This window comes from Chitinophaga alhagiae (genome assembly GCF_003568665.1).
GTDB lineage: Bacteria > Bacteroidota > Bacteroidia > Chitinophagales > Chitinophagaceae > Chitinophaga > Chitinophaga alhagiae.
Map to the genome: position 1 here is coordinate 1,853,362 of NZ_QXMH01000001.1, position 17,312 is coordinate 1,870,673.

Genomic DNA, 17,312 nt, shown 5'->3' on the forward strand with positions numbered 1-17,312 from the left:
CCATCTTCAAAAAAAAGGATGTTCCACGTGGAACATCCCAAAATCACTTTTCAAAATATAGGTGAAGGTATTCATCTTCCTTTTGCCTCATTAACGTTTCTTCTTTCTTCGTCTTATCTCTATAACCACATAAATGCAAAGCCCCATGAAATATCACCCGGTGTAATTCATAATTTTCACTTACCTCGAAATGCTCCGCATTCTCCTTCACCCGGTCTACACTAATGTAAATTTCTCCTTCCGTAATATCAGGGTCAGCAGATAATTCAAAGGTCACAATATCTGTATAGGTATCATGTTGCAAAAATTCCTGGTTGATCTCGAGAAGATATTCATCCTTACAAAATACATATTGCAGATTAGCCAAACCCTGCTGTTCCCTTTTGAATAATTCAGTAATAAACCCCTTTAGCCGGGTCCTGTCTTTTAATCCTACCTTCACTTCATGTGCTGAGAAATATATAGCCATAATGTAAAATTATAGTGAAAATCCCGATCTACCACCGTCGTTTTTTGCATATTGGCCTTTGTACGATACCTTTGCATTGTAATAGCTGGGGCCTTGGTCACAGACTGGTTTTTAACTCGCTCAATAAACATATATGATTAAACTTTCGTCTCTCACGATTGGCAAAAGCGCAGTGATCCGGGAATTTGCAAAAAGCGATCTCCACATAAAATTAATGGAAATGGGGTGTGTACCGGGAGAAACAGTAAAGGTTGAAAAAATTGCCCCGCTTGGTGATCCCATCTGTATTATTGTGGCCGGCTACAACTTGAGTCTCCGCAAAACAGAAGCAGATCATATTTGGGTAGAAGAAGTTGCTGTCTAGTTCCAACGTTCAAGATCTTATAAAAGGATGCTCTTTTCAGGGGCATCCTTTTTTGTTTCCGGGAGTTATAATAATACAATTTCGGATAATGGAGAGCAGGTTCCGTTTTAAACAACCAGAAAGGGAGACAGCTGAAACAAAAAGAACAACAGTATCCTGCCGGCTATTCCATACTCAAACAAAACAGATCCCCATCGGTAAGGTGAAAGCTTTTGGTTATTATTCATCTAGCGTTATAACAGAATGCCACAATCAATCAGCTGTTACCTTACTAAAAAAATATATACTCTCAAGCTAAAATATCCATCTTTTAATACGTATTTATTTGTTATTCATTTATATAAATACATAAAAATACCCGTATTCATCCTAAATAGCCAAAGAAAAAGCTGCTTCACAAAGCAGCTTCCTCCAATCAGATTAACCTTCTATTTTTAAAGTCCCGCCCTGGCGCTAATCTCCAGCATACGGTCTATTGGTTTTTTGGCCGCTATCCGCAGAGATTCTTCCATGGTAATTTCCGGCTCTTCATATTCCATGCAGAGGTAAAGTTTCTCCAGCGTGTTCAATTTCATATGGGGACAATCATTGCAGGCGCACGCATTATTAGGCGGAGCAGGTATAAAAGTCTTGGCAGGGTTCTCTTTCTGCATCTGGTGCAAAATACCTGTTTCCGTTACCACAATGTATTCCTGCGCATCATCCCGTTGTGTGAATTTCAGCAGGCCGGTAGTGGAACCTATAAAATCAGCAATGGCCAAAACCGGGGCTTCACATTCCGGATGCGCAATGATCTTTGCACCGGGATGCCGCATTTTCAGCTTGGTGATCTTTTCCAGGCTGAAGATTTCGTGCACCATACAGGCCCCGTTCCACAACACCATGTCACGACCCGTTTTTTTGACCAAATAAGACCCGAGGTTGCGGTCTGGCGCAAAAATGATGGGCTGGTCCTTCGGCACGCTTTCAATGATTTTTTCGGCGTTGGAGCTCGTGCAAATGATATCGCTGAGCGCTTTGATACCGGCGGAACAGTTAATATAGGAAATCACGATGTGGTCCGGGTACTGGTCCCGGAATTTTTTGAACAGCTCCGGCGGCGCACTGTCTGCCAGCGAGCAGCCGGCCTTCAGGTCCGGTAACAGCACTTTCTTCTGAGGACTGAGAATTTTGGCGGTTTCAGCCATAAAATGCACCCCGGCAAAAACAATAATGTCTGCATCCGTTTTAGCCGCCTGCTGGCTGAGGCCTAGGCTGTCACCAATATAATCCGCCACATCCTGGATATCCGGCTCCTGGTAATAATGCGCCAGGATGATGGCATTCTTTTCTTTTTTAAGCCGGTCTATTTCAGCAAAAAGATCCAGCTGAACATCCACCTCCATATCCAGAAATCCTTTTTTCTGCAAATTTTTTTTTGCTTCCGTTAATGCCGTAATCATACACTATAATTTTTTTTCTTTTTAAAAAAGAAGAAAAGCCCACTACTACTAGGGGTGTGAATATGGGGGAAACTCATTTTCCTGACCATATACAAATGTAGTTGTTATTATTTTTTCTGCCGCTATCCACATGAAATTAACAGCGTATTTTGGCGCTGCTGCTGAATTTGAGCGGCTTTATCCACAGTGTTGACAGGGAAATGAGTGAACAACTTTTCCGGCTTGTGAGTATTAAGAAAATGTTAAAACAGGCCGGTTATCCACCTCGGAAATTACCGGACAAACTCCCGGAAGAATAACAAATTTAGTTTTACCTACTCCGGCCGCCTCCATTTCCCACAAAAAACAGGGTTTACCCCATGGTTATTAACAGCTTTTGTGGAAAAATTACCTCACCTCGCTGAAATCTCCCGCCATCAAAAATTTTCCGGTTTCACGTGGCAGTATCCACAAATTGTTGTGGATTATACAACCTATATCCTTATTTTGTGGATAACCAATACCTGCATTTTACGGGTTTCTTTGCCGGAAACAGCCTAATGACGGACTTTGAACTGGATGTATAACAACCAATACCTGTGCATTAAATTAAACCAACATGTGGAAAAAGTGTGAATGAAGCCAAAAACCGGGACCTCCAAATACCGCGTAAACCCTTTACTGTATTGGCTTTGGAGCAATTAAAAGCGATTTTGCAGTTACAACTATTTTATTCTATTTTTGCTACCTCTAAAATTTAGACAATATATTATATGTCAGTTATTCAGAAAATCAGGGACAAGTATGCCGTCGTTATCATCGTATTGATATGTCTGGCTATTGTGAGCTTTTTGCTGCAGGATGTATTCTTTGGTTCCAGCCGCATGTTTGGCCAGTCTACCACTGTAGGTAAAGTGAACGGCGAGGAACTGGATTACAGGGAGTACATGCAACGTATTGAAAACTCCCAGAACCGGATGCGCCAGCAAATGCAGGGTGCCAGCCTCGACGAGGAAACACAGCAGTACATCCGTGAAGAAGCCTGGGACCAGTTCCTGCGCGAGCACATTATGAAAGCGCAGTATGAAGAACTGGGCATTGATGTAACTCCCGTAGAAATTGCTGATCATATTAATGGCAAGAACCCGCACCCCCTGGTATTGCAGAATTTTACCAATCCTGAAACCGGCCAGTTTGACCGCGGCATTTTTGACCGCGTGCGGGAAAATGCGCGTCAGGACCAAACGGGTGAAGTAAGCGCGCAGCTGGTGGCTTTTGATAACGCTATTGCAGAATACCAGCGGAACCTTAAATATATTACCCTGGTACATCAGGGCCTCAACTATCCCAAATGGCTCGCCACCCAACAGGCTGCAGACAATGGCCAGAACGCTACCATCGGTTATGTGCAGGTGCCCTATGCTACCATTGCAGACAGCACTATCAAGGTAACAGACGCTGAACTGAATAAATACATCCAGGACAACAAAGCCCGCTTTGAAGTACCTGAAAGCCGCAAGGTGGAATATGTATCTTTTGACGTAGTACCCACTGCTTCAGATACAACTGCCGCCATGGCCGAGCTGCTGAAGCTGAAAGCGGAAATGGATACCACGCCTGATATTGCCGGTTTCATCAAACTCAATTCCGACCTGGCTTTCTATGACGGCTATGCATCCCGCAACGCCATACAGGTGCCGGCAAAAGACTCTATTATTGACCTGCCCGTAGGCGCCATCTATGGCCCTTACCAGGATAATAATGTAGTGGTGTTCGCAAAAATGCTGGACCGTAAAACTATGCCTGACACGGTAAAGTTCCGCCAGATAGTGATGATAGCCCAGCCCGGTGCGGACTCTGCGGTTAAAAAACGCGTAGACAGCCTGGAAGCGGCCATCCGTGGTGGGGCAGACATGGCAGCCCTGGCTGCACAGTTCTCTGACGATCCCAGCAGCAAACAAACCGGTGGGGAATATACCCTCAGCCCCAACAGCTATTTTGCCAACGAACTGAAAGAAGTGAAAGACTTTGTTTTCAGCGGTACCAACGGCCAGTTGAAAACCATCCGGCTGGCGGTAGGCGGTTTTGCTATCGTAAAGATCACCGAGCAGAAAAACTTTGGCCCGGCGCTGAAAATAGCCTACCTGGCCAAACCGGTAGACGCGAGTACCACCACCAGCAGTGATGCTTTGGGGCTTGCCAATGATTTTGCTTCTAAAAACGGCGACCGTAAAACATTTGAAAAAACAGTACAGGAAAAAGGCCTGAACAAACGCATAGCAGATAACATACAACCGATGGACTTTGTACTGCCGGGCCTGGGTTCTTCCCGCGAAATTGTAAGCTGGGCTTACAAGGCGGATAAAGGAGAGGTGAGCCCTGTATTTACGCTGGAAGACAAATTTGTGGTAGCGGTACTCACCGGTGTTCGCAATAAGGGCCTGGCCCCGCTGGATGAAGTGCGCCCGCAGGTAGAAGCCGAAGTGAAAAAAACTAAAAAGGCAGAACAGATCGCCGCGCAGTTCAAATCACCGGCTAACCTGGAAGCAGCAGCTGCAGCCACCAACCAGCCGGTACTCACGGCTGAAGGCGTGAACTTCTCTACGCCCTTTGTACCTTCCATGGGCTTTGAGCCCCGCGTAGTAGGCGCCGCCTTTAACAAAGGTTGGGGCACTGCAAAAGTTAGTGAGCCTATCCATGGTAACGGCGGTGTATTTGTGATCAAGGTAAACAGCTATGCGCCCGCCCCGGCTCCCGGAACGGACTATGCCCAGCAGCGCCAGGCTTACGAGCAGAACCTGAAACAGATGGTAGACCAACAACTGTTCCAGGTGCTGAAAAAGAAAAGCAACGTGAAAGACAACCGCGCGGAGTTCTTTACACAAAACTGATTTTTATAGATCTATTCATAGCAAAGGCCGGGATATTCCCGGCCTTTTGTTTTTGGTACGTGACCATTATCCCGCGCATGACCCTCCCATTACCATTGATTCTGCCGGAATCCGTAAATTTGCAGTATTATGGACGAGATCGTTAATAAAGTTGCGCAAAGCGCACTTACCACTATAGACCTGGAAAAATTCTATCCCACGGGGGAAACGGTTGTTTTTGACATGAAAGATCATCTTTTCATGGAGCTGATCCTGAAAGAAAAAGACTTCCGGGCTGGCCTGCTGGCGTTAGACTGGGAAATATACCGCAATAAAAATGTGGCCATTGTTTGTACGGCAGATGCTATTGTGCCTATCTGGGCGTACATGCTGGTGGCCAGCTACCTCCAGCCGGTGGCGGCGTTTTATGCCTTCGGGGACGAAGAGTTTGTACACAAGACCCTGTTCCTCAAAAATATGGCTGCCATTGACCCGCAGCAGTACCAGGACCAGCGGGTGGTGGTGAAAGGTTGCGGAAACAAAACCATTACCGAAGCCGCTTATGTGGAAATTACCCGCCTGCTGCGCCCGGTGGTAAAAAGTATTATGTATGGGGAACCTTGCTCTACCGTACCGGTATTCAAGAAAAAGTAGGCATCAGAACCAGCCGCGTTTCCGGAAAATAAAGATCATGGAAACAAAAATCAGTAGCATTACGCCCAACACTATAAAGTAGCCATAGGGGCTTCTCAGCTCCGGCATTATATCGAAGTTCATGCCGTAGATGCCGGTAATAACGGTAAGCGGGGCCAGCAGCGTGGTTACAATAGCCAGCACCTTCATCACTTCATTGAGTTTCTGGTTCATTTGCGCATGGTATAGCTCCTGCAGGTTCATGACCAGGTCCCGATAGCTTTCCGCAAGGTCATTGGCCTGCACAATATGGTCGTACACATCTTTGAAGTATTTTTCTGTGTCTTCCATCAGCCAGTCGTTCTCGGATTTCATCAACCCGTTCATCAGCTCCCGCACGGGGGCAATGGAACGTTTGAACAGCAGCATCTCTTTGCGCAGGTAGTTGATGCGGCCCAGCGTCCGGTTATTGGGCTGGCGCGGAATAATGTCCTCAAGCACTTCAATACGCTCCCCCAGGCGGTCCATCACCATAAAATAGTTATCTACAATAGTATCCAGCAGGGTGTACAACAAATAGTCCGCGCCTTTCATACGCAGCTTGGTGCCGCCGTTGCGCAGCTTTTCTCGTATGGGGTTGAACACATCCCTGTCAGGATCGTCCTGAAAAGAGATCACCACGTTCTTGCCCAGCACCAGGCTGACCTGTTCAATTTCTACGGAAGAGCTTTCCGCCCGGAAATATGCCATGGGCAGCAGGCAGAACAGATTTTCGCGGATCTCGTCCATTTTTGCGCGCTGGCCCTCGCTCAGGATGTCTTCCATGAGCAGGGGGTGGATGTTGAAGTTGTTGCAAATGATCTCCACTTCTTCCCGGCGTACCCCGTCTACATTGATCCACTTCACACAGTCCGTTTTGCTAAACCTGAGGCAACTCTGGGCATCGGGCATTACTTCTTCCCGCACGCCTTTTTCATTGTATTCAAAAACAGTGATCTTCACATGGTCTACCGGTTTGCGCGAGGTGGTGGCCGTAACCGGGTTAAAGTTCATCAGCCGCTGTTTTTTTATCCGGAACGGATTGATAGCATCTGGAATGGGCAATAGTGGGCGTTTGGCCATACCGGTGTTTTTTTGCTAAAATAACTTTATTTCAGCAGAGAACCATTTCGCCGTTCCGGCCAGATGAGGTTTGTTTCCATAAAAAGGGCCGTCCAAAAGGTAATTTGATGGGCTTGAGAATCGTGTAAACGAAAGATCGCTCCATCACGTACCCGAGTGAAACCAGGTAAAAATTACTTTTTGGACGGCCCTATACTATTTTAATGGTGGTTATGGTCAGAATTTTGGCAGCTCAATATCCGGCTGACGCCCGAGCGCAGGGCGTTCAAACACGTCACCAGCCTTGGCATCAGCGGGAAGGAAGCCAGCTGTCCATAAATAGAACATGCCGTTTTCCGAACCGCCGCCAAAATCCAGCCGGTCTTTTGCACGGGCGGTAGCGTCATTGCTAAAGCGGGCTTTTGTCAGTTCTATCCATTCCCCGGCGCTGGTTTTGATCCAGTGGTTGCCGAAGTAGCCTTTGCGGTAAAGGAAGCCGTTCTCAAAGCTGAAATTTTCCAGGAACGAATAGAGCCTGCTCATGTACTTGCCGTCTTTCGGTGCCCGGAAGCTGGCTATAAGCTTCCATTCTTTGTGCTCGGGCACGTAGAAATAGGCGGTGTACTGCGTATTGACGCCGGCGGGCACGGCATGCATCAGAAAGCGGTAAGTTTCACCGGCCTTCCAGTTGTACACCCAGTGGCTGTGGCCGCCGGTACCTTCTCCGCCAAAGCCGTGGGCCACCACGCTGTCTCCCTTTGCCAGCAGGGTTACCTGGTCTTCATATCGCACCTTGGCCCTGTCATCCGGCTCCTTGCCGGAATCCCATACGGAAAAGATGATTCGGCGTTCTGTGGGGCTGTTCACCTGCATGCCGAAATACCCGCGGTGCCAGCCGCAAGACATGAAATAGGTGCCCAGTTTGTCTTGCCCTTCGGGTACTTTTATTTCACCGTAGAACCATTCCACATCCTTGCCTTCCGGCGGGCTGTAGTTCAGATGCACGGAAGCGGAGCGGCGCCATGGTTTTGGATTGAACTGCATGTCTTTGGTGGCGGCGCCTTCCAGGCTGATGCTTTTAACATCTGCGTATACCGCGCCCTGTTTTTCCAGGCCTTTCAGAGAAACAGTATAGAAGCCGGGCTTCTTTAACCGCGTTTGCAGTACCGGTATTTCCGAGTATGCGTTGGCGTTATCAACACTAACTATTTTCTCGGCGCCGTTGAGCGATACCTTTATTTTGGAAGGGCCGTCGCTTTTAGCCTGCAGCGCCAGTTTGACGGGGCCGGCATGCGCGGCATGAAAGTAGAAGTTGACGGTGTTGGCACTGTCTGTCCATTTCACCACGCCGTTGCGGGCAGACACGTCCACCCCTTTTTCTTCCGGCACTGCATACGCGGTAAAGCCGGGCAGCACCACCGGCCCCTGCTGGGCCCGGGCAATGGGCGCGCCTGCCAGCAAACCCAGCAGCATCAGAGAGTAGCCTGATCTTATCATAACATTGCAATTGAAGTATACAAATAAAATCTTCCCGCCCGGTTGATGCAATGACGCGCGGTAAAAAGTGACAATTTGCTGAGAAAGGGGGCTTTTTCAGGGGGTCAGAATGGTGCAGTTGCACCAGTTTACGTAGATAAGGGAGAAGACCCGTACCAGCCGCGGCACTTCTTTTTCCGCCGCATGGGTGAGGTTATGGATGCAAAGAGACTTTACCACACCGTTTTCTTCCAGCCCGTAGTAGCATCCGGCCGCGGAGGAAAGGGCAAAGCCCTGCTTCACAAAGCCGGGATGCTCCTGCATGGCAATGCTGCCGATGATATTGCTTTTGAGAAAAGTTTTCAGTTCAAAAAGAGGGATGAAAAGTTCCGGGGCGCCCACCTGGTGGCGGGTATACAAACGGTGATACTGCCGCATGCCGTCAGCAAATTCCTTGCTGTGGTTAATGCGCACGTCCTTGATCTCATCCATCTCCTCTCCAACGGCGCATAGCTTGTTAATGTTGATAAACTCTGCCTGCCGCCAGTCGTTCCCGGAAAGAGTCACCGTAAAATCCGGGTAAGCGGGTAAATTGGTCATAGGAGGGCGTTCATCGGAAACGGTAGGTAGGGTAAACCAGGTATCCATATGGAACACATCACTTTACCCGAATATATGACGAATTTCTGTTAATTTTTAAGCCTTTCGTGTGAAATTTCCCTTATTTCCGCCGTTTGGCCTTTTTATAGGTGATTTTTACGTTGGCTATGCCCGCGCGGGTCATGTTGAGGCGGTTGGCGGCCTTGCGGGAAAGATCTATGATGCGCCCGGCTACAAAGGGGCCGCGGTCATTGATCTTTACCTTGATGGTGCGGCCGTTGTCGAGGTTGGTCACTTTCACTTTGGTGCCAAAAGGCAGCGTGCGGTGCGCGGCGGTCATCCTTTGCTGGCGAAACGTTTCGCCGCTGGCCGTTTTGCGCCCCTGGAACTTGTCTGCATAATAGGAGGCCTTGCCGGCTTCCGTTACCTTGCGGGCACAGGATGTGGTGCAAAACAGGGTGGCGGCCGGCAGCAAATAGCGGAACATCATATTGCGTAGTGTCATAGGCTGATCTCTTAAAGCGGCATTTCCATAATGGTATCGTTCATAACAAAACCATTGCCAATGTCTATATCTTCTTCTCCCGTTTTGGAGAAGCCGATGCGTTCATAAAAACCGGTGGCCTTGTTGTGGCGGTTCACATTGAGTGAAAGCCGCTGCATACCTGCCTCCCGGGCAATGCGGGCCACTTCATGAATGAGCGCCTTGCCCACCTGTTTGCCCTGCATGGCGGGGAGGATGTATATTTTATGCAACTTGGAAACCGGTTGTTGTTTGTAGTTCAGCTCGTACGCCGCAAACCCGCCAAATATACCGTCTACGTCCGCCAGCAAAAAAACGTGGCCTTTCTCTGCTGTTTGCTGCTGCAGCGCAGCGGGGCTGTACATCATATCCAGCATGTAGTCTATCTGCGGCGGTGACAGAATTTCCCCGAAAGTATGCGGCCAGGTAACCAGCGCTATTTCACGTACTATCTGCAACTGCTGCGGCCGGGCCGTAATGATTTTCACCATACTGCAATTTACGGAAAAACAAAGAGGCGCCCTGGTTGTTATTCTACAAAAAAAAGAATGCGCATTTTTCTCTTGGGAATACTGGCCTGCATTTACTTTCCTGCGCAGGCCCAGCAACTGAAGCCCGGCTTTGACCCTGACGAGTACAGTAAATTGTTGCAGCTACCCCAGGGCGGAGACACGTCCGCTACATCTCCGGAGGGCTTTACCCTGCTGTATGTTTCTCCTGAAACAGGTTTTTACAACCGCTGGTTCCTCTGGAAGCGGAGCGATAATGTGGGGATCATACTGATACGCGGTACGGTAGGGAAACTGGAAAGCTGGCTGGCAAATTTTTATGCCGCCATGATACCCGCGCAGGGAACGCTGCAGCTGACAGACAGCACTTTTTTTACTTACCGGCTGGCTAAAGATACCGCCAACGCTTACGTACATGTAGGCTGGACGGCCGCGCTGGGTTTTATGGCGCCAGACATCGTGGCGCATATCAAGGAGCTGTATGCAACCGGCACCAGAGAATTTATAGTGATGGGCCACAGCCAGGGCGGGGCCATTGCCTTTCTGGCCCGCTCTTATCTTGCATACTGCCGGGAGCTGCCGGCAGACATCCGTTATAAAACTTACTGCAGCGCCGCGCCCAAACCCGGCAACCTTCAATACGCGTATGACTTTGACAACCTGACCCGCAACGGGTGGGCGTTCCGCGTGGTGAACAGTGCGGACTGGGTGCCGGAAACCCCGCTATCCCTGCAAACGGTAAATGATTTTAATAACCCCAATCCGTTTATCAACATCAAGGGAGAACTGAAGAAGCAAAAGTTTTTTGTTCGGTTGTACGGCAATATGCTGTATAATAAATTAACACGTACCACCAACCGTTCCGTGAAAAGGTTCCGTAAATACCTTGGCGGGTTTGTCTATAAATTATCTTCCAAACATCTGCCGGGTTTCAGGCAGCCGGCCTACGTGTTCAGCAATAATTACATGACGGCGGGCACGCCGGTGGTATTGCTGGCGGATGAAGAATACCACCGCCACTTCCCGTTTGACGGGAAAAATATTTTTATACACCACGGCCACGAGCCATACCAGTATCTCCTGCGGAAATACTATAAAGTTCAGGACTGAATGCGGGTGAAAAGGCCGGGGTATTCTACCACTACGCCGGTTTCATCTACCAGTATCTCTCTTTTGAAGTCTTTTATCACACCTTCATACAGGTAAGTGTTTTCGTGCAGGCGGGTGTAGAATTGCTCAACCGGTTTCACTTCATTTTTGAGCACGTGGATGTACAGCACGTCCAGGCGGCGCCTTTCGCCAGGGGCCAGCCGGAGGCGGTTGATGGGGAGGGTGTTGGTGAAGGGGGTGAGTGAAATATCTATATCTATGCAGTGTTCCCATTCCGGGCGGGCGTGGCCGCTTTGCGTCCATTGGCCGCCTGGGTCCCGCTGAATGGAGATCCAGGAGCACTCGCCGCCTTTTTCTATGGCCATTTCCAGGGCGGCCATCTGCCAGGCGCTGTCTGTCACAATATCATAACTAACGGAAAAGGGCGCATCTTCACCAAACCCTACAATGGTGCCATCTATTCGTATATCCGTTTCAGTTGTTTCAATATTGCAGTACTCCATCATTTGATAATAGAGCCCTTTCCAGACAACCTGTTTTTTCATGTGATCTTATTGATTGCTGTTAAAGGTATCGCCCTGGTTGATATCTCCAGTCTGGAACCCTTTTTTGAACCAGTATACGCGCTGGGCGGAGGTGCCATGGGTAAAGGCATCGGGCACTACGTAGCCGCGTGACTGTTGCTGCAGCCGGTCATCCCCGATGGCGTTGGCGGCATTGAGCGCCTCTTCAATATCTCCCGGTTCAATAATGCCGGCCATCTGCTGCGTATGGTGCGCCCATACGCCGGCAAGGAAGTCTGCCTGCAGTTCCAGCTTGACAGACAGTTTGTTATACTCTGTTTCGCTGAGGCGGCCGCGCATGTGCTGCACCTTTTCAGAGATGCCCAGCAGGTTCTGCACGTGGTGCCCTACTTCGTGGGCTATTACATACGCCATGGCAAAATCTCCCGGGGCGTTGAGATTGTTTTTCAATTCATCATAAAAAGAAAGGTCTATGTATACCTGCTGGTCTGCCGGGCAGTAAAAGGGGCCCGAAGCGCTGCTGGCGTTGCCGCAGGCAGACTGCACCATATCCGTAAAAAGAACCAGCCGGGGCTCTTTATATTGCTGGTTGTTCTCTGAAAAGATTTTGTTCCACACATCTTCCGTTTCCGCCAGCACCACCCTTACAAAGCTGGCCGCTTCATCTTCCCTGGCCTGCTCCTGGGGCGACATTTGCCGCTGGGCCGCGCCCGGCTGGGTGTTCATCACCTGAGAGGGGTCTCCGCCAAGGAAATAGAAAAGCAGCGCAATCACAATAGCGCCAATGCCGCCTCCGGCAACAAGCCCGCCACGGGAGCCGCGGCGGTCTTCAACATTGCCGCTTTCACGGCGTCCTTGCCAACGCATAAGGGTGAGGTTTTAGTTAGTTCCCCTAAATTTAAATAAAAATATACTGGCCGGAAAATATTGTAACTTTATTACCTGGCAGATCAGCAGTCGTATTGTTTTACATGCATTCCTGATATGTGCTTAGCTTAGGAACAGATATGCACCTACAACTTAACCCTACATCTGACACTGATAATATGAGATCAGTAGCAAAAGGAAATCCTACCCTTGCCAACAGGCTGAAAACCTTATTCAGGTGGCTCGTGAAAGCGGGTACCGCTCCCCTGAAAGATGAGGAGGCCGTAGCCAGGGTGGTAATGGTCAACAAGCTCAGCCTGGCCTTTGGCGGGGTCATTCTTATTATTGCCCCGGTTATGCTGTGGTTCCTGAACGGCATGCCGTCTATCTTCATTGCCATTTCAGCAGAGTTCGTGATCAACTGCGGGGTTATCTATCTCAACCACCGGCGCCGGTACAAAGCGGCCAGCCTGGTGCTCTATTTCCTGCAATGTATGGCCATTGTGTATTTCGGCTTTTTGCTGGGCAAGCTGCTGCAGCTGCAGTTCACCATCGTTTTTTTGCTGTCCATCATTTACCTCATTTTTAAAGAAGACCTGCTGCGCAGAATAGCGTTCATTTCCGCGCTGGTGGTGCTGGCCCTGCTGGAAGCCTCCTATTATTTTCACGATACGGAGCCCGTTATCCCCATCAGTACCAACACCGCCTATGTGATACACCTGCTGGTAGTGCTGGCGGTACTGTATATTATTGTGGTAGTGAGCAAACCGTACGTGAGGAGCAACGATATTAACGCCGAACTGAAACGGGCCAATGATTTCAAACGCGTGTTCGTATACCAGGTGATCCACGAAATGCGCACGCCGCTGAACGCCATTTTTGGCGTGGCGCAACTGCTGAAAAAAGAGATCAGGCTGAACGAAGAGCTGAAAACCGTAGAGCCGCTGACAGACCAGCTGCTGGCCGCCAGCAACAATGCGCGGAACATTATCAATGATGTGATGGACATGGCGCAGATAGAATCAGGGCAAACGGAACAGATAAGTGAAAATGTTTTCAGGCTGAAACCGTTCTTTGCGCATGCCATAGAAATGAACAAGGTTGTGGCCCGCAGCCGTAACATGCAGCTGCGGCTGAGCATTGAGCATATGCCGGAGATCATCACGGGAGATTCGCTTAAACTGATACAGGTAACCACCAACCTGCTGGCCAACGCCATCAAGTACGGAGAAAAAAATACGGTGGTGCTGTTGAAGATCACCGGGCATAAAAAGACCTGGAGCATTTCGGTTATTAACGAAGGGCCCGGCATTACGCCGGAGAAGCTGGCGGTGATATTTGACCCTTTTATAACAGACAAAAGAAAATACACGGAAGGCACCGGCCTGGGGCTCTACATTGTAAAGAACAAGGTAGAGGCCATGGGCGGTACGGTAGGGGTGGAAAGCCCGCCTGGAAAGCCCACTGTTTTTACGGCTACATTGCCCCTGCAGCAAGGGCGGGAAGAAGATATTCCGGCAGAAGAAAAGCAGCCGGAAGTATCAAACCTTAACAATATAGACGTGTTCATTGCGGAAGACAATGAGCTGAACGCCCTGCTGCTCAGCCGCTTGCTGAAACAGATAGGCTGCAACGTATCTATTGCCCACAACGGGCTGGAGCTGCTGCAGCTGGTGGAAAAAGATATGCCGGACGTGATCATCCTGGATTATCATATGGACGTGATGGATGGTGAGGAAACGCTCCGCTACCTCAAAAAAGACCCGCAGCTAAAAGAAATCCCTGTAATAGTCGCCACCGGCGATGCGTTCCTTGACTCCCGCGAAGCCCTGGAGGCCGCGGGAGCAGATGCTTTCATTGAAAAACCCATAGACCACAGAAGGTTGCTGCAGCTACTGCAAAAGCATTTGCACCGTAACAATGGGGAGTTACAGGAATAAGGCTGATCTGCCTAAGCCGTACGTACTTTTTCCGGGGTGGCCAGCAGGGTTTCTTCCCAGATAGACTCGGGGTGTTTGTAACGCTGGGTGTATACCTGCCACATCCAGCTGGCCTGCACGCCTCTTTCCAGCCCGGCCAGGTGTATCTCCATCAGCGCGGCCTGTTCCGGGAAAGTGCCTTGCAGCTGGGCGCAGCGGTTGCGCACAGTGTCAAGCAGCTGCACATATTCCACCAGCAGCTCGCGCACCAGGGCGGCGGCATGGTAGATGACCTGGAAGAGGGACAGCTCGGGTTCATTGAGCGCTATCACCATCAGCAGGTTGGAATCCGCACCGTTCTGTACCACTTCTTTTTCGAAAGAGAAGAGGTCATTGGAAAGCGCGCCGAAGGCGGCTGTTACCCAATGCAGCCGTTCCAGCTCCTGGTCTATGCCCGCCTGGCGCAGCCAGTTCCAGTCAAGGAACAAACCGTCTCCATACTCTACCCACAGCACAATATGGTGCATGCCAGACAGGTGGCAGCGCAGGTCTATATATTCGTCTACCGTCTGAATGCGGCCCATGGCCGCTGCGTTATTATCGCGGTGGGTAATGGCGAGGTGGTAGTTGTACAGGCGATGGAACTTTTTGAACCACTCCGCCGGGGAGGTATCCCTGAAGTTGCGCAGCACCTCGATGTTGGCCTTTTCCATATCCGGTGCGGAGGGCGGGATGCGCAGCTGCGGATCGTACTTGCCCATGCGCCGGATGATCTGTTTGGCTTCCTGCTGTTGTTCCCGGGAGAGCTGGTGGAAAACATCGCGGCCCATTACATCGTTCAGGTAAAAATCAATGGTGAGGTTCTTCATCATGTTCAGCATACGGTGAGGTTCCGCGGTGGGGTACAGGAACAGGGCGCAGGTGATGTGATGTTTGGCATTGTCCAGCCAGACGCCGTATTGTTCCCCAAAGGCTTTGGCCGTTTTACGCAGCTCGTCGCTTTGCGGGTGCGGGCTAAATTCCTGACAATACTCGTCCAGGCGGAAGGAGCCATGGTTAAAAAGCTCCTGCAGGGAAAAGGTAGTGGTCCTGCTCAGAAAGGCATACTCTTTCCTGATTTTTTCTAAAGTAACGGCAGTAGTATTGCCGAGTGCTTTGTGTGGCATAACTTGGTGAATTAGGGTGAAGAAAAAAGGTTATAGAGACGTTAATCACTAAAAAGTTACGCACTTTCAGGCGCATGTTGCAGGGCCGGCTAATATGTTGATTTAGCTTAAATTATATGCATTTGATCTGCTGCCTGGCAGCAGTAGAGAAATTTATCAACAGGGAGTTTTCCACAGTGGCGGGCACAAAAAAAGGCCGGGTAAAAACCCGGCCCGGCTGAAGGTTACAACAAAATCTAAACCTGCTTATGAGAAGACTTAAAAAGTTCTTTTTTACATGGACAGGAACATCAAAGAGTGGTCCTTGCTCTCCAGTTGGGAGCTGCCCATCAGAAATTCATCTACCTTTCTGGCACATTCCCGTCCTTCACTGATCGCCCATACCACGAGGGACTGGCCGCGGCGCATATCGCCAGCTGCAAATACCTTGGGGATGGTGGTCTGGTATGCTTTTTCCGTGGCTTTTACATTACCGCGGTCATCGGTCTCAACCCCCAGATCGTCTATCATGCCGGTATGCTGCGGTTGTATGAAGCCCATGGCCAGCAGGGCCAGCTCACAGGGAACTACTCTTTCAGAGCCTGGTACTTCCACACAGCGCGCGGGGCGCCCGTCTCCGCTAACCGTCCATTCCAGGTTTACCAGCTTCAGGCCTTTCAGGTTGCCTTTACCATCGCCCACAAATTCTTTGGTGGCAATGGCCCATTGGCGGTCAGCCCCTTCTTCGTGAGAAGAAGACGTTTTCAGCACCATGGGATAGGTGGGCCAGGGCATAAACTCCGTACGCATGCCCGGAGGTTTGGGCATCAGCTCCAGCTGGGTAACGCTGTTAGCGCCATGGCGGTTGGAAGTGCCCACACAGTCTGAGCCGGTGTCTCCACCGCCGATCACGATCACGTTTTTGCCGGTAGCCAGTATATCTTCTCCCTCTACGGGCAGTTTGCTTACGCGTTTGTTCTGCTGTTTGAGGAAGTCCATCGCAAAATGTACACCTTTCAATTCGCGGCCGGGGATGGCGAGGTCACGTGGAATGGTGGAGCCGCCGGCCAGTACTACTGCGTTGTATTCGCGGAGGATGTCATTTACACTAACGTTCACACCTACGTTCGCATTGCATTGGAACACAATTCCTTCTTCTTCCATGAGCGCCACCCTGCGTTCTACCACCCATTTTTCCAGCTTGAAATCAGGGATGCCGTAGCGGAGCAGGCCGCCGGGCTTATCGTCCCGTTCAAACACGGTAACGTTATGGCCGGCATAGTTCAGCTGCGCGGCGGCAGCGAGGCCTGCGGGGCCGGAGCCTATCACGGCTACCTTTTTGCCGGTGCGTACACGGGGGGCCCTGGCTTTTACCAGGCCTTTGTCAAACGCTATCTCGATAATATGCTTCTCAATTTCCTCAATGGCCACGGGCGGCTGGTTGATGCCCAGCACGCAGGCGCTTTCACAGGGGGCCGGACAAATGCGGCCGGTAAATTCCGGGAAGTTGTTGGTAGAGGTCAGCACATCATACGCCTCCTGCCAGTCTTTACGGTACACCGCATCGTTAAACTCGGGTATCACGTTACCCAGCGGACAGCCGCTGTGGCAGAAGGGCACGCCGCAGTTCATGCAGCGGGCGGCCTGTTCGTTGAGCTTTGGCTCAGCGAAGCGCTCCACAAATTCGTTGTAATGCTTTACCCTGTTTTTCGGGTCTGCCTTGCCGGGCAGCTCCCTTGTAAATTCCAGAAATCCTGTTGGTTTACCCATATCTGTCTCTG

16 protein-coding genes are annotated in these 17,312 nt (G+C 50.1%); 5 read left to right on the forward strand and 11 right to left on the reverse strand.

All coding sequences use genetic code 11. The features are described from left to right. Window positions 1-43: 43 nt before the first annotated feature. The gene (ybeY, locus tag D3A97_RS07510) at window positions 44-469 is read right to left on the reverse strand and encodes an rRNA maturation RNase YbeY (RefSeq protein ID WP_119077761.1); all 426 of its coding nucleotides are present in this window, start codon (window positions 467-469) and stop codon (window positions 44-46) included. Between the two features lie 133 nt (window positions 470-602). On the opposite strand from ybeY, the gene D3A97_RS07515 reads away from it, so the two are divergent. Further along, window positions 603-833 carry a FeoA family protein gene (locus tag D3A97_RS07515; protein WP_119077762.1) on the forward strand — a complete coding sequence of 77 codons (231 nt, stop codon included), beginning with the start codon at window positions 603-605 and terminating at the stop codon, window positions 831-833. Between the two features lie 434 nt (window positions 834-1,267). Here D3A97_RS07515 and nadA read toward each other — a convergent pair whose 3' ends face one another. Next, the gene (gene nadA, locus D3A97_RS07520; protein ID WP_119077763.1) at window positions 1,268-2,275 is read right to left on the reverse strand and encodes a quinolinate synthase NadA; all 1,008 of its coding nucleotides are present in this window, start codon (window positions 2,273-2,275) and stop codon (window positions 1,268-1,270) included. 752 nt (window positions 2,276-3,027) lie between these two features. Here nadA and D3A97_RS07525 point away from each other — a divergent pair. Further along, the gene (locus D3A97_RS07525) at window positions 3,028-5,145 is read left to right on the forward strand and encodes a peptidylprolyl isomerase (RefSeq protein ID WP_119077764.1); all 2,118 of its coding nucleotides are present in this window, start codon (window positions 3,028-3,030) and stop codon (window positions 5,143-5,145) included. Between the two features lie 129 nt (window positions 5,146-5,274). Continuing rightward, window positions 5,275-5,778 carry a DUF2480 family protein gene (locus D3A97_RS07530; protein WP_119077765.1) on the forward strand — a complete coding sequence of 168 codons (504 nt, stop codon included), beginning with the start codon at window positions 5,275-5,277 and terminating at the stop codon, window positions 5,776-5,778. A gap of 3 nt (window positions 5,779-5,781) precedes the next feature. Here the strand turns inward: D3A97_RS07530 and corA are convergent, their stop codons facing one another. The 5 genes from corA to D3A97_RS07555 all read right to left on the reverse strand — a co-directional run bounded on the left by corA (window position 5,782) and on the right by D3A97_RS07555 (window position 9,948). Then, window positions 5,782-6,879 (reverse strand): magnesium/cobalt transporter CorA, encoded by a 1,098-nt coding sequence (gene corA, locus D3A97_RS07535; protein ID WP_119077766.1) that lies wholly within the window; start codon window positions 6,877-6,879, stop codon window positions 5,782-5,784. A gap of 216 nt (window positions 6,880-7,095) precedes the next feature. Next, window positions 7,096-8,355, reverse strand: a complete 1,260-nt coding sequence (locus D3A97_RS07540) for a DUF3472 domain-containing protein (protein ID WP_119077767.1) — start codon at window positions 8,353-8,355, stop codon at window positions 7,096-7,098. A 96-nt stretch (window positions 8,356-8,451) separates the two neighbouring features. Next, window positions 8,452-8,934, reverse strand: a complete 483-nt coding sequence (locus tag D3A97_RS07545) for a hypothetical protein (protein ID WP_119077768.1) — start codon at window positions 8,932-8,934, stop codon at window positions 8,452-8,454. A 121-nt stretch (window positions 8,935-9,055) separates the two neighbouring features. Then, entirely contained in the window at window positions 9,056-9,439 is a 384-nt protein-coding gene (locus D3A97_RS07550; protein WP_119077769.1) for a septal ring lytic transglycosylase RlpA family protein, read from the reverse strand. Between the two features lie 11 nt (window positions 9,440-9,450). Then, a complete protein-coding gene (locus tag D3A97_RS07555; RefSeq protein WP_119077770.1) occupies window positions 9,451-9,948 on the reverse strand; it encodes a GNAT family N-acetyltransferase in 498 nt (165 codons plus the stop codon). Window positions 9,949-10,005: 57 nt separating this feature from the next. Between D3A97_RS07555 and D3A97_RS07560 the strand changes: the two genes are divergently transcribed. Then, entirely contained in the window at window positions 10,006-11,076 is a 1,071-nt protein-coding gene (locus D3A97_RS07560) for a lipase family protein (RefSeq protein ID WP_119077771.1), read from the forward strand. Here D3A97_RS07560 and D3A97_RS07565 read toward each other — a convergent pair. Both D3A97_RS07565 and ypfJ read right to left on the reverse strand, forming a co-directional pair. Continuing rightward, a complete protein-coding gene (locus D3A97_RS07565) occupies window positions 11,067-11,621 on the reverse strand; it encodes a putative glycolipid-binding domain-containing protein (protein ID WP_119077772.1) in 555 nt (184 codons plus the stop codon). The two genes, D3A97_RS07560 and D3A97_RS07565, sit on opposite strands and share 10 nt — an antisense overlap. 6 nt (window positions 11,622-11,627) lie before the next feature. Then, window positions 11,628-12,467, reverse strand: coding sequence for a KPN_02809 family neutral zinc metallopeptidase (ypfJ, locus tag D3A97_RS07570; protein WP_119077773.1), 840 nt, complete (start codon window positions 12,465-12,467; stop codon window positions 11,628-11,630). A gap of 179 nt (window positions 12,468-12,646) precedes the next feature. On the opposite strand from ypfJ, the gene D3A97_RS07575 reads away from it, so the two are divergent. Further along, on the forward strand, window positions 12,647-14,407 hold the full coding sequence (locus D3A97_RS07575; protein WP_198673890.1) for an ATP-binding response regulator: 1,761 nt from the start codon (window positions 12,647-12,649) through the stop codon (window positions 14,405-14,407). Window positions 14,408-14,418: 11 nt separating this feature from the next. On the opposite strand, the gene D3A97_RS07580 is transcribed toward D3A97_RS07575, so the two are convergent. Both D3A97_RS07580 and D3A97_RS07585 read right to left on the reverse strand, forming a co-directional pair. Beyond that, window positions 14,419-15,552, reverse strand: coding sequence for a terpene synthase family protein (locus D3A97_RS07580; protein ID WP_119077775.1), 1,134 nt, complete (start codon window positions 15,550-15,552; stop codon window positions 14,419-14,421). Between the two features lie 273 nt (window positions 15,553-15,825). Beyond that, window positions 15,826-17,301, reverse strand: coding sequence for a glutamate synthase subunit beta (locus D3A97_RS07585; RefSeq protein WP_119077776.1), 1,476 nt, complete (start codon window positions 17,299-17,301; stop codon window positions 15,826-15,828). Window positions 17,302-17,312 lie beyond the last annotated feature (11 nt).